This window comes from Bacillus sp. OK048, assembly GCF_900103525.1.
GTDB lineage: Bacteria > Bacillota > Bacilli > Bacillales > Cytobacillaceae > Neobacillus.
This window is the reverse complement of the sequence record NZ_FNHN01000001.1, coordinates 437486-450200: the sequence shown is the minus strand read 5'-3', so window position 1 is coordinate 450200 and position 12715 is coordinate 437486. Positions and strand designations below refer to the sequence as shown.

The 12715-nt window shown below is 38.6% G+C and carries 13 protein-coding genes; all 13 read left to right on the top strand.

Annotation, left to right across the window (positions count from 1 at the left end; all coding sequences use genetic code 11):
• The first annotated feature begins 36 nt into the window (after positions 1-36).
• The 13 genes from BLR86_RS02155 (at position 37) to BLR86_RS02095 (ending at position 12703) form a co-directional block, all read left to right on the top strand.
• Positions 37-759: an elongation factor P 5-aminopentanone reductase gene (locus BLR86_RS02155; RefSeq protein ID WP_090757990.1), complete on the top strand. Its 723-nt coding sequence runs from the start codon at positions 37-39 to the stop codon at positions 757-759.
• A 71-nt stretch (positions 760-830) separates the two neighbouring features.
• On the top strand, positions 831-1088 hold the full coding sequence (locus BLR86_RS02150) for a DUF3243 domain-containing protein (protein ID WP_090757989.1): 258 nt from the start codon (positions 831-833) through the stop codon (positions 1086-1088).
• A 159-nt stretch (positions 1089-1247) separates the two neighbouring features.
• Positions 1248-2039 (top strand): YmfK family protein, encoded by a 792-nt coding sequence (locus tag BLR86_RS02145; RefSeq protein ID WP_090757988.1) that lies wholly within the window; start codon positions 1248-1250, stop codon positions 2037-2039.
• A 21-nt stretch (positions 2040-2060) separates the two neighbouring features.
• The gene (locus BLR86_RS02140; protein WP_090757987.1) at positions 2061-2963 is read left to right on the top strand and encodes a helix-turn-helix domain-containing protein; all 903 of its coding nucleotides are present in this window, start codon (positions 2061-2063) and stop codon (positions 2961-2963) included.
• 51 nt (positions 2964-3014) lie between these two features.
• The gene (pgsA, locus tag BLR86_RS02135; protein ID WP_090757986.1) at positions 3015-3593 is read left to right on the top strand and encodes a CDP-diacylglycerol--glycerol-3-phosphate 3-phosphatidyltransferase; all 579 of its coding nucleotides are present in this window, start codon (positions 3015-3017) and stop codon (positions 3591-3593) included.
• A gap of 28 nt (positions 3594-3621) precedes the next feature.
• Positions 3622-4866: a competence/damage-inducible protein A gene (locus BLR86_RS02130; RefSeq protein WP_090757985.1), complete on the top strand. Its 1245-nt coding sequence runs from the start codon at positions 3622-3624 to the stop codon at positions 4864-4866.
• Complete coding sequence (locus BLR86_RS26370; RefSeq protein WP_090757984.1) at positions 4827-5138, top strand: hypothetical protein; 312 nt, start codon at positions 4827-4829, stop codon at positions 5136-5138. Before BLR86_RS02130 ends, BLR86_RS26370 begins: the two co-directional genes overlap by 40 nt.
• 250 nt (positions 5139-5388) lie before the next feature.
• Positions 5389-6435 (top strand): recombinase RecA, encoded by a 1047-nt coding sequence (gene recA, locus BLR86_RS02120; RefSeq protein WP_090757983.1) that lies wholly within the window; start codon positions 5389-5391, stop codon positions 6433-6435.
• A 316-nt stretch (positions 6436-6751) separates the two neighbouring features.
• A complete protein-coding gene (gene rny / locus BLR86_RS02115; protein ID WP_090757982.1) occupies positions 6752-8311 on the top strand; it encodes a ribonuclease Y in 1560 nt (519 codons plus the stop codon).
• A 106-nt stretch (positions 8312-8417) separates the two neighbouring features.
• On the top strand, positions 8418-9215 hold the full coding sequence (locus tag BLR86_RS02110) for a TIGR00282 family metallophosphoesterase (RefSeq protein WP_090757981.1): 798 nt from the start codon (positions 8418-8420) through the stop codon (positions 9213-9215).
• 168 nt (positions 9216-9383) lie between these two features.
• Positions 9384-9644: a stage V sporulation protein SpoVS gene (spoVS, locus tag BLR86_RS02105; RefSeq protein WP_003181955.1), complete on the top strand. Its 261-nt coding sequence runs from the start codon at positions 9384-9386 to the stop codon at positions 9642-9644.
• Between the two features lie 453 nt (positions 9645-10097).
• A complete protein-coding gene (locus BLR86_RS02100; protein WP_090757980.1) occupies positions 10098-11834 on the top strand; it encodes a 2-oxoacid:acceptor oxidoreductase subunit alpha in 1737 nt (578 codons plus the stop codon).
• A 2-nt stretch (positions 11835-11836) separates the two neighbouring features.
• Entirely contained in the window at positions 11837-12703 is an 867-nt protein-coding gene (locus tag BLR86_RS02095) for a 2-oxoacid:ferredoxin oxidoreductase subunit beta (RefSeq protein WP_090757979.1), read from the top strand.
• The last annotated feature ends 12 nt before the right edge of the window (positions 12704-12715 follow it).

Genomic DNA, 12715 nt, shown 5'->3' with positions numbered 1-12715 from the left:
AGAAAGTAGTTAAAATAGAAAGAGTGAAATACATACATGAAAAAATATGCATTAATTACGGGAGCAAGCGGCGGGATTGGACATGCTGTTGCTAAAAAATTAGCTTCTCTGGGATATCATTTATATTTACATTTTAATCAAAATGAAAAAGCAATAAAAAAATTACTAGGGGAACTTGAATTATTTGGTGGTGAATATACAGCTATCCAAGCTGATTTAGAGAATCCTGAAGGATATAAAATGATTTGTTCGCAAATTTTTGCGCTTGATGCGATTATTTATTGCAGCGGTAATAGCCAATATGGTCTCCTTGTGGATTTAGAAAGGGAAGAGGCGGAATCGATTATGAGGGTTCATGTGACCAATCCATTAATGATAACGAAAGAACTTTTGCCAAAACTAACGAAGAAAAAGTCGGGAAATATCATTCTTATTTCTTCCATTTGGGGTCAAACAGGTGCCGCATGTGAAGTGGCTTATTCGACTGCTAAAGGGGCCCAAATTTCTTTTGTAAAGGCATTAAGCAAGGAGGTTGCCTTAAGTGGGGTACGTGTGAATGCAATTGCCCCTGGAGCTGTGGAAACTGCCATGTTGAGTCAATTTACTGAGGAGGATAAACAACTTCTTCAATACGAGATCCCTATGGGGAGGATCGGTCTTCCTGAAGAAATTGCGAATGGTGTGAAATTCTTACTTTCGGATGACTCTTCTTATATTACAGGACAAGTCCTATCGATAAACGGTGGTTGGTATACTTAATATTTTTTTCATGAATAATTTCCTCCTTACCACAGCAAAATAACTCTGTACAATAAAAAGGAGGGTTTCATATGTCAGTTTTAGATAACTGGAAACAATGGGAAGATTTCCTAGCTGACCGTCTTCATCAAGCACAAAATGAAGGAATGAGCGATGGGGCTATTAGTGCTCTTGCCTTACAGATTGGTGATTATTTAGCAGAGCAGGTTGAACCAAAAAACGAACAAGAAAGAATTCTTTCCGATCTATGGTCGGTTGCGGATAAAGAAGAACAGCAAGCGATTGCTAATATCATGGTAAAATTAGTCCAAAATAATGGCAGTCGCTAAGAGAGAGGGTTAACCTCTCTTTTTTTGCGTTTTATCATAGGAAAAATACGTAAACAAGTATTCAACTTGTTTTTGCTTTCATCTTCAATCAAAATCATATATTATTATGGATAGATGAAAATATGGAAATTTTGTCGTATACGCGCTAGGAGGTTTTTTATGGAGAAAAAAGAGTGGTATTTAGAATATGAGATTCAAAAAAACCGACCTGGTTTGTTGGGCGACATATCATCATTACTCGGAATGCTATCAATAAATATTGTCACGATTAACGGAGTGGATGAAGGCAGACGCGGTTTGTTAATGTTATCAAAAGATGATAATCAAATAAAACGGTTAGAGTCAATTTTAAATACAATGGACACAATAAAGGTAATTAAGATTAGAGAACCAAAACTCCGGGATCGGCTGGCAGTCCGGCACGGGAGATACATACAACGTGATGCAGATGATAAAAAAACATTTCGATTTGTTCGAAATGAACTTGGTGTACTTGTTGATTTCATGGCAGAGCTGTTCAAGCAGGAAGGGCACAAACTGATTGGGATACGCGGAATGCCAAGGGTGGGTAAGACAGAGTCGGTAGTAGCAGCAAGTGTTTGTGCGAATAAACGATGGTTGTTTGTATCCTCCACTCTATTAAAACAAACCATTCGTAATCAGCTTATTCAGGATGAATACAACGAAAATAATTTGTTTATTCTTGATGGAATCGTTTCAACTAAACGTGCAAGTGAAAAGCATTGGCAGCTGGTCCGTGAAATTATGCGTTTACCTGCAGTTAAAGTAGTCGAACATCCTGATATATTTGTACAAAATTCGGAGTATACCCTTGATGATTTTGATTATATAATCGAGTTAAGAAACGATGCAGATGAAGAAATTACATATGATATTGTCGACCAAAATAATATGTTTTCTGGGTCTGATTTTGGAGATTTTGGATTTTAATAAATTGGAAGGTGTTATAAAGTGACTGAATTAGGTAATCGACTAAAAGAAGCGCGATTAGCCAAAGGATTAAGCTTAGAGGATTTACAGTCCATCACAAAAATTCAAAAGCGCTATTTGGTAGGTATCGAAGAAGGCAATTATTCTAGCATGCCAGGCAATTTTTATGTCCGTGCTTTTGTAAAGCAGTATGCAGAAGCGCTTCAGCTTAATCCGGATGAAATTTTTGAAACATATAAGGACGAAATACCTGCGACTCACAATGATGACTTACCAGAAAAATTATCGAGAGTAAAAACAAGGAAGACAGTAACAGAAAGTTCCTCGAAAATTTTTGATATCATTCCTAAAATCCTTATTGGGATCTTTGTGATTGGTGCTGCTGGTTTACTCTATTATTTCATTGTAACCAATGTCGGAAACAATGCAAATAACCCACCAAATGAAGAAAATGAGCCAGTGAAATTTGTCCAATCTGACAACCTAGAAAAAGTGGATAAGACTGAAAAGGAACTGTCTAAAGAAGAGAATGTGAAAAAAGAGGAAGACAAAAAGACCGAAAAAGAAACACCGGTTGTCGAGGCACCTAAACAAGAATTAACTGCTGTTCAAAATAGAGGGAAAAACTCAACGTATGATTTAAAAAATGCAGATAAGTTTGTCGTGAAATTGGTTTCGACAGGGCAGACATGGGTAAATATTAAAAATAGCAGTGGTGTATCCAAGTTTCAGGGGTTATTATCAGCCACTGGTACGCAAAGTACGGAAGTAGATTTAACGGGCGAAACCAAAGCAGACATTGTTGTTGGTAGAGCGGTCGATACTGAGATTTACGTAAATGACCAAAAGCTTGAGTATGTAATCGCACCTGCTGATGTGGTTCAACAGAACATTACGATTCAATACGTTCCGAAGAACGAATAGTCATCGAGTGATGACTATTTTCGTTCTTTAAAATTATCTGGAGGCAATTATATGAATGTACCAAATAAAATAACGATATCAAGAATATTATTAATTCCTGTTTTCTTGATAATTATGCTTGTCCCCTTCGATTGGGGAAATATGCATCTACTGGGTGCTGACCTTCCGGTAACCCATTTTGTTGGAGCATTAATTTTTATTTTTGCTTCTGCGACAGATTGGGTGGATGGCTATTATGCACGAAAATATAATCTAGTCACAAATATGGGGAAATTCCTTGACCCGCTTGCCGATAAATTACTTGTTTCTGCTGCACTGGTTGTCCTTGTTGACCTTGGATATGCAGCATCTTGGATTGTGATCGCCATCATAAGCCGGGAATTTGCAGTCACTGGCCTTCGTCTCTTACTTGTAGAGGGTGGAGAAGTGGTAGCTGCCAATATGCTCGGGAAAATCAAAACTTGGGCACAAATAGTCGCGATTTCAGCACTTTTATTACATAATATCATTTTTGAATTAATAGGATTTCCATTTGATGATATAGCATTATGGATTGCATTAATCTTTACCATCTGGTCTGGCTGGGATTATTTCGCAAAAAATAGTCATGTTTTTAAGAACTCTAAATAGTAGAAAGTAAAAGGGGCTGCTGTGGATCATGAATGCTGAAATCATTGCGGTTGGTTCAGAATTATTACTGGGTCAAATCGTCAATAGTAATGCACGGTTTCTATCGCAACAACTTGCTGGTTTAGGCATTAATGTTTTTTTTCACACTGTCGTCGGCGATAATTCGGACCGATTAAGGTCAGCGATCGAGATAGCTGAAAAACGCTCTAACCTGATTATTTTTACGGGAGGGCTTGGACCAACGAAGGATGATTTAACGAAGGAAACCATTGCAAGGCATTTAGGAAAAAGCCTTGTGATGGACCAAGAAGCTTTGGAATCTATTGAACTCTTTTTTAAAAAGACTCAAAGAGTAATGACTGACAATAATCGAAAACAGGCACTTGTTTTAGAAGGTTCACAAATCTTGCCAAACCACCATGGAATGGCACCAGGTATGATGACTGTGAACGAAAATTGTACCTATATCCTGCTGCCTGGTCCTCCAAAAGAAATGGAACCGATGTTTTTGAAATTTGGGATAGCAGCCTTGTCAAAACAAGTAAAAACAGATGAAAAAATAGTTTCTAGAGTATTAAGATTCTTTGGGATCGGTGAGGCGGCGTTAGAAACAGAAATTGTTGATTTAATAGACCAGCAAACAAATCCAACCATCGCTCCACTTGCTGCTGATGGTGAATGTACGTTGCGGCTTACAGCAAAGCACCAAGATTTGCAAACTGCACAGCTAATGCTTGATGAAGTCGAGAGTAAAATTAATTCCCGTGTCGGGCAGTTTTTATATGGATATAATCAAACGTCACTAGTAGCTGAGTTAATGAGCGTGTTAAAAGACAAACAATTAACGATAGCAGCAGCTGAGAGTTTAACCGGAGGCTTGTTTCAACAGCAACTCACTAGTTTTCCAGGTGTTAGTTCAGTTTATAAGGGTGGAATTGTTTGTTACACGAATGAGGTAAAGAAGAATGTCTTAAAGGTTAACCCAGAAACCATTGAAAAACATGGAGTGGTAAGTCATGAGTGTGCCAGAGAACTTGCTGAAAATGTCTCCTCCTTACTAGAAGCTGACATTGGAATAAGTTTTACTGGTGTTGCTGGACCGGACGAGCTAGAGGGCAAGCCTGTAGGCACCGTTTATATAGGTATTGCGACTAGAGGCAAACAGACGGTTGTCCAAAAACTAGAACTAGGCGGTACAAGAGAGGCAAATCGGACCCGTTCGGTAAAATATGGATGCTATTACTTATTAAGGCAATTGCAAGAATCACAGTGAGTAAAACAACTCACTGTGATTTTTTTATTAAAATGGCTGTGTTAAAGGTAATTGTTGATTTTATAACTATGTTGATTTTTGCGGAAGGCGCGAGACTCCTCGAAAATGCTATCGCATTTTCTTCGTGCGTGGGCAGATTCGAGGATGTAAATCAATGTCCTGCAGGAGGACGGGACAGGGGAGACCCCGCAGGCGCTTTAGCGCCGAGGAGGCTTCCCGAACCGCCTGCGGAAAGCGAAGCGCCTGGAGCAAAAATCAACAGCCTAGTTTAACACAGCCATTAAAATAATAATGTCTGAAAATAACCCAATTAAGTAAATTAGAGCTTAATAGATTTTGAAAAAGGTAAAAGCGTCTGAGGGAATTACCTATTTTTACATGATTTATTACTTCAAAAAAATCGAATGGATGTTCGACTTTTTGCTCGACAAAAGTCTTGAAAGAGGTTATATTATTAATAGGATTTAAATAAATAGATTTGGCTATTAACTTTTGGGTTTATATATAAGGGAGGAACTAGTAGTGAGTAATGATCGTAAAGCGGCTTTAGAAATGGCACTCAAACAGATTGAAAAGCAATTCGGTAAAGGCTCCATTATGAAAATGGGAGAGAAAACTGATACAAGGATTTTAACAAGCCCAAGTGGCTCATTGGCACTTGATGCTGCACTTGGAGTAGGCGGATATCCTAGAGGAAGAATTATCGAAATATATGGACCGGAAAGCTCGGGTAAAACGACGGTTGCCCTTCATGCAATTGCAGAAGTTCAAGCAGGAGGCGGACAAGCAGCATTTATTGATGCGGAGCATGCCCTAGACCCTGCATATGCACAAAAACTTGGAGTAAACATCGATGAGTTATTGCTATCCCAGCCGGATACAGGGGAACAGGCACTTGAAATTGCTGAGGCACTTGTTCGAAGCGGTGCAATTGATATTCTTGTTGTCGACTCCGTTGCAGCATTAGTTCCAAAGGCGGAAATTGAAGGGGAAATGGGAGATTCTCACATGGGCCTTCAAGCACGCTTAATGTCCCAAGCACTCCGTAAATTATCAGGTGCTATTAACAAATCGAAGACAATCGCGATCTTTATTAACCAGGTACGTGAAAAGATTGGAATTATGTTTGGAAACCCTGAGACAACCCCTGGTGGACGCGCGTTGAAATTCTATTCGACTGTACGTATTGAAGTTCGCCGTGCAGAAGCGATAAAGCAAGGAACCGATGTCGTAGGAAACAAAACAAAAATCAAAGTAGTTAAAAATAAAGTTGCACCGCCATTCCGTACAGCAGAAGTGGATATTATGTATGGTGAAGGTATTTCTAAAGAAGGAGAAATTGTTGATATTGGCTCCGAATTAGATATTGTTCAAAAAAGCGGTTCTTGGTATTCATATAATGATGAAAGAATTGGTCAAGGACGTGAAAATGCAAAGTTATTCTTAAGAGAAAATCCAAGTATTCGTCTTGATATTCAGCAAAAAATCCGTGGTCACTTTGGATTAGATGGAGAGAAAATCGTGACTGAAACTGCCGATGAAGATGATCAGTTTGAATTAATAGACTAAAATTATGAGCAAAACCTGATTAGGTTTTGCTTTTTTAGTAACTATGAATAAAAAAACATATATTTGTATTTTTATTCATATACACTAGATTTTGTAGATTTAAATAATTAGAACAAAGTCTAAATATTTCCAAAAGCTAGCAGGAGTTACCCTTGACAATGAATATACACACATTTACAATTAACATGTATATTTTACATTTTTGTTAATAATACAATGAAAAGCTTGGTGCTTGCTGTATGTTGAACCAAACCAATGTACATGCCGACACTTAAAAAAGTGTAACTTAAAGTCTATAGCAAGAGGAGGTGTAACGATGGAAACTATTACTATCATCTCCATTTTGCTTGGCATTGGCGTCGGTGCCGTTGTTGGCTATTTTGTTCGTAAATCCATTGCTGAGGCAAAAATAGCAGGAGCAAAGAATGCTGCAGAGCAGATTCTTGAAGATGCAAAGCGTGATGCTGATTCATTGAAAAAAGAAGCTTTGCTAGAGGCAAAGGATGAAATTCACAAGCTTCGTACTGAAGCCGAACGCGAAGTTCGTGAACGAAGAAATGAACTGCAAAAACAAGAAAACCGTTTACTGCAAAGAGAAGAGAATTTAGATCGAAAGGATGAATCGTTAAATAAACGAGAAATTCTACTAGAAAAGAAGGATGATTCTCTAAACCAAAGACAACAGCATATTGAACAGATGGAAAGCAAAGTGGACGAACTAGTACGAAAACAACAAACAGAACTTGAACGTATTTCGAGTTTGACTCGTGAGGAAGCGAAGCATATCATTATCGATAAAATGGAGCAGGAGTTAACCTATGACACTGCGATAATGATTAAAGAAAGTGAAAATCGCGCGAAAGAAGAAGCTGATAAAAAAGCGAAGGAAATCTTATCGCTCGCCATCCAGCGTTGCGCTGCTGACCATGTTGCGGAAACGACAGTATCTGTCGTCAACCTTCCAAATGATGAAATGAAGGGTCGTATCATCGGCCGTGAAGGAAGAAATATCCGTACATTAGAAACGCTTACTGGAATTGATTTGATTATCGATGATACGCCAGAGGCGGTAATTCTATCAGGCTTTGATCCAATTCGTCGAGAAACTGCCCGTTTGGCTCTTGAAAAGTTAGTTCAAGACGGACGGATCCATCCTGCACGTATTGAGGAAATGGTTGAAAAATCTCGTCGTGAAGTGGATGAGTATATCCGTGAAGTAGGTGAACAAACGACCTTTGAAGTCGGAGTTCACGGATTGCATCCAGACCTAATTAAAATCCTTGGTCGCTTAAAGTTCCGTACAAGTTACGGACAAAATGTCTTAAAACATTCAATGGAGGTTGCACAGCTTTCGGGCTTACTTGCAGCTGAGCTTGGTGAGGATGAGACGCTGGCACGCCGAGCAGGCCTCTTGCACGATATCGGTAAGGCAATTGACCATGAAGTAGAAGGAAGCCATGTTGAAATTGGGGTTGAGCTTGCAACTAAATACAAGGAACACCCAGTTGTTATCAATAGTATTGCTTCACATCATGGGGATACTGCACCAACATCAATCATTTCTGTTCTAGTTGCTGCTGCTGACGCATTATCAGCTGCACGACCTGGTGCAAGAAGTGAGACTCTTGAAAACTATATCCGCCGTTTAGAAAAATTGGAGGAAATTTCTGAGTCGTATGAAGGTGTTGAGAAGTCCTTTGCGATCCAAGCTGGTCGTGAAGTGCGGATTATTGTAAGACCTGATGCGGTTGATGATTTAGCTGCACATCGTCTAGCTCGAGATATTCGGAAACGAATTGAAGAAGAGCTTGATTATCCAGGACATATTAAAGTAACAGTGATCCGTGAAACACGGGCTGTGGAATATGCAAAATAAAGCGGTGCTTTTAGCACCGCTTTATTTTTGCCTATTTGATTGGCGGTTAAATTCAATAAAAGTGTGATACAATTTATAGTAAATATGGCTTTTGAAAGGATAACAAATGAACTTATTATTTATTGGAGATGTAGTAGGCTCGCCAGGCCGAGATATGGTGAAAGAGTATGTACCAAAAATAAAGGATAAATATCGACCTAATTTTACGATAATAAATGGTGAAAATGCAGCAGGCGGCAGAGGCATTACAGAAAAAATTTACCGAGAATTTCTGGGAGCTGGTGCTCAAGCCGTGACTCTTGGAAACCACTCTTGGGATAATAAAGAGATTTTTGAATTTATCGATTCGGCAAAGAATATGGTGCGGCCGGCAAATTTCCCTGAAGGAACTCCAGGTAGAGGATTAGTCTTTTTTAAGGTAAATGATTTGGAAGTTGCTGTAATAAATTTGCAAGGTCGTACCTTTATGCCTCCGTTAGATTGTCCATTTAAAAAAGCTGATGAATTGGTGGAATTGGCTCAAGCAAGGACACCTTTTATTTTTGTGGATTTTCATGCAGAAGCAACTAGTGAAAAACTGGCAATGGGTTGGTATTTAGATGGAAGGGTTTCTGCAGTCGTCGGAACGCATACACATGTCCAAACCGCAGATAGCCGTGTCCTGCCGAATGGTACAGGCTATTTAACGGATGTAGGGATGACAGGTCCGTATGATGGAATTCTTGGAATGGAGAGGGAAGCTGTCATCACAAAATTCCTTACAAGCCTTCCAGTAAGATTTGAAGTCCCTAAAACGGGTAGAACCCAGCTTAGTGGAGTCTACATGGAACTTGACAGAAAAACTGGCAAGTGCAAAAAACTGGAAAGAATTTTAATAAATGAAGATAATCCTTGGTATTCGTAACCTTCCAATTTGGAGGGTTTTTCTTTATTAGATAAATAAGCACTTTTTTTGTCCAAGCCGGAATATGTCAATTGTAGAATGAATATAGTAGCAGTGGAAACTTATATACCTGATTTGCTCATGAAACTGCTCATGCCAGGATCGGGATTATACAAGGGGGAGCTAGGAATGGAAATATTAAAAGTTTCAGCAAAATCTAATCCTAATTCTGTAGCTGGTGCACTTGCTGGAGTTCTGCGTGAAAGAGGTGCAGCAGAAATACAGGCGATTGGTGCAGGTGCATTAAATCAAGCTGTTAAGGCAGTAGCGATTGCAAGAGGATTTGTAGCACCTAGCGGAGTTGATTTGATTTGCATCCCTGCGTTCACTGATATTCAAATTGATGGTGAAGAACGCACGGCTATAAAGCTTATTGTTGAACCGAGATGAAGGAGATAGAATCAAACATGAGAAAGAAGAACAAATAACGACCTTTTTACCTGCTTATCTATAAGCAGGTATTTTTATGCTATTATTTCAGGTAAAATATTATTCTAGAAAACCCGAAAACGCTTTCTATGGTAAAATAATAGGTGTAGATATATTAAGAAATATCTTGCAAAAGCCGTAGGAATGGCATTTTATGGCCATTCACATAAATCAAGCAAATGTCAATTTTTAAATTATGAAAAAATATTCATATTTTAGACAATTTTTAATGCGAAAGGGTTGCAATTTTTTGTTATGAGGTCTAGAATTGTAAGCGTTTAGTACATTCTCTGAATTCATATTATTTCGTCTTTAAAGCACGATAGGCTAAATTCTAGTGAATTACTCGGAAAAGTGCTACACTAAACGCGATTTAAAAAATATACTTTTTACATATCCAAAGGGGTGTAAGTCATGATCAATCAACTTTCGTGGAAAGTTGGCGGACAACAAGGGGAAGGTATTGAAAGTACAGGGGAAATATTTGCTATTGCATTGAATCGCCTCGGTTATTACTTATATGGTTATCGTCACTTTTCATCTCGTATTAAAGGTGGTCATACCAATAACAAAATTAGAGTAAGTACGACAGAAGTTCGTTCTATCTCTGATGATCTTGATATTCTTGTCGCTTTTGACCAAGAAACAATCGATTTAAATTACAAAGAGTTGCATGCTAAAGGTGTAATCCTTGCAGATGCAAAATTCACGCCAAAAAAACCGGAAGATACGCAAAGCTCATTGTATGCGGTTCCATTTACAGAAATTGCTACTGAGTTAGGGACTTCTCTTATGAAAAACATGGTAGCCATTGGGGCGACTTCTGCTGTTTTGGACCTTGATATCCATGTGTTTGAAGAAGTAGTTCAAGAGATTTTCGGTAAAAAAGGTGCTCAAGTAGTAGCGAAAAACATGGATGCAATTAAAGCTGGATTTGATTATATGAAAAAACAGCTTGTGGATGGCACTGAAATTATGGAGCTGGAAAAAGCTGACGGCAAGAAGCGGATGTTTATGATTGGAAACGATGCAATTGCATTAGGAGCCGTTGCTGCTGGCTGTCGTTTTATGGCTGCTTACCCCATTACACCAGCTTCTGAAATAATGGAATATTTAATTAAAAAGCTTCCTGCACTTGGTGGAGCTGTTATTCAAACAGAAGATGAAATTGCTGCTTGTACAATGGCAATTGGTGCTAACTATGCTGGTGTTCGTACCATTACTGCATCTGCTGGTCCAGGCCTTTCTTTAAAAATGGAAGCAATTGGTCTTTCAGGTATTACTGAAACTCCACTTGTTGTTGTTGATACGCAGCGTGGAGGTCCTTCTACTGGATTACCCACAAAGCAGGAACAATCAGATTTAATGGCGATGATCTATGGTACACATGGAGAAATCCCTAAAATCGTTATGGCACCAAGTACGGTAGAAGAAGCATTCTATGACACGGCAGAGGCGTTTAACCTTGCTGAAGAATATCAATGTCCTGTTATTATTCTGACAGACCTTCAACTATCCTTAGGAAAGCAGACAGTTGAGCCTTTAAGTATGGATAAAGTTGAAATTAGACGCGGCAAGCTCGTAACAGATGAAATTCCTGAAATTGAAAACAAAGGATATTTCAAACGATATGAAGTTACTACTGATGGAGTTTCTCCACGTGTTATTCCTGGTATGAAAAATGGCATCCACCATGTTACAGGGGTAGAACATGATGAAACTGGAAAGCCTTCAGAATCAGCTGTAAATAGAATTGCTCAAATGGACAAGCGATTCCGTAAAATTGAAAATATTCGTTTCAAAACACCTGTTTATAAAAATACGAAGCATGAAGATGCAGACGTTTTACTAGTTGGCTTTAACTCTACTAGAGGTGTAATTGAGGAAGCGATGGTACGTTTAGAAAATGAAGGAATAAAAGTGAATCATGCACAGATTCGTTTAATCCACCCATTCCCAACGGACGAAGTCCTTCCACTTGTTCGTTCAGCAAAAAAAGTTGTCGTTGTTGAAAACAATGCAACTGGACAATTGGCAAACATCATGAAAATGAATGTTGGTCATGCTGAAAAGATTATTAAACATTTAAAATATGACGGTAATCCGTTCTTACCACACGAAGTATATACAAAATGTAAGGAGTTGTTCTAAACATGGCCACTTTTAAAGATTTTAGAAATAATGTAAAACCGAACTGGTGCCCTGGCTGTGGCGACTTCTCTGTACAAGCGGCAATGCAACGTGCAGCAGCAAATGTAGGTCTAGAGCCTGAAAATTTAGCTGTTATTTCTGGTATCGGATGTTCTGGTCGTATCTCTGGATACATTAATTCATATGGTTTCCATGGAATTCATGGACGTTCATTACCAATCGCCCAAGGTGTAAAAATGGCAAACCGTGATTTAACAGTTATCGCTTCAGGCGGTGATGGAGACGGTTTTGCAATTGGTATGGGGCATACCATTCATGCTATTCGCAGAAATATTGACATTACTTACGTTGTAATGGATAACCAAATTTATGGATTGACAAAGGGACAAACGTCTCCGCGTTCAGCTGTAGGATTTAAAACGAAATCAACTCCAATGGGTTCGGTTGAACAAGCCATTTCACCGATGGAAATGGCGTTGACTGCAGGGGCAACATTTGTAGCCCAAAGCTTCTCAACAGATTTAAAAGATTTAACTGCTTTAATTGAAGCAGGTATTAAACATAAAGGATTCTCTCTAATAAACGTTTACAGCCCTTGTGTAACGTATAACAAAGTAAATACCTATGACTGGTTTAAAGAAAATCTTACAAAGTTAAGTGATATTGAAGGATATGATCCTTCAAACCGCGAAGATGCCATGCAAACGTTAATGAAACATAATGGCCTTGTTACTGGTCTGATTTATCAAAATACAGAGCGTAAGTCTTACCAAGAATTAATTTCTGGATTCTCTGAAACTCCTTTGGCAGAAGCTGAATTAGACCTTGATCAAGAATACTTTGATAAATTAGTTAATGAATTTATGTAATAGGTATCGCAA

Bases quoted from the DNA above. Each gene is read 5' to 3' on its own strand.
- BLR86_RS02155 (WP_090757990.1), top strand. From the start codon at position 37: ATGAAAAAATATGCATTAATTACGGGAGCAAGCGGCGGGATTGGACAT.
- BLR86_RS02150 (WP_090757989.1), top strand. From the start codon at position 831: ATGTCAGTTTTAGATAACTGGAAACAATGGGAAGATTTCCTAGCTGAC.
- BLR86_RS02145 (WP_090757988.1), top strand. From the start codon at position 1,248: ATGGAGAAAAAAGAGTGGTATTTAGAATATGAGATTCAAAAAAACCGA.
- pgsA (WP_090757986.1), top strand. From the start codon at position 3,015: ATGAATGTACCAAATAAAATAACGATATCAAGAATATTATTAATTCCT.
- BLR86_RS02130 (WP_090757985.1), top strand. From the start codon at position 3,622: ATGAATGCTGAAATCATTGCGGTTGGTTCAGAATTATTACTGGGTCAA.
- BLR86_RS26370 (WP_090757984.1), top strand. From the start codon at position 4,827: ATGCTATTACTTATTAAGGCAATTGCAAGAATCACAGTGAGTAAAACA.
- rny (WP_090757982.1), top strand. From the start codon at position 6,752: ATGGAAACTATTACTATCATCTCCATTTTGCTTGGCATTGGCGTCGGT.
- BLR86_RS02110 (WP_090757981.1), top strand. From the start codon at position 8,418: ATGAACTTATTATTTATTGGAGATGTAGTAGGCTCGCCAGGCCGAGAT.
- spoVS (WP_003181955.1), top strand. From the start codon at position 9,384: ATGGAAATATTAAAAGTTTCAGCAAAATCTAATCCTAATTCTGTAGCT.
- BLR86_RS02100 (WP_090757980.1), top strand. From the start codon at position 10,098: ATGATCAATCAACTTTCGTGGAAAGTTGGCGGACAACAAGGGGAAGGT.
- BLR86_RS02095 (WP_090757979.1), top strand. From the start codon at position 11,837: ATGGCCACTTTTAAAGATTTTAGAAATAATGTAAAACCGAACTGGTGC.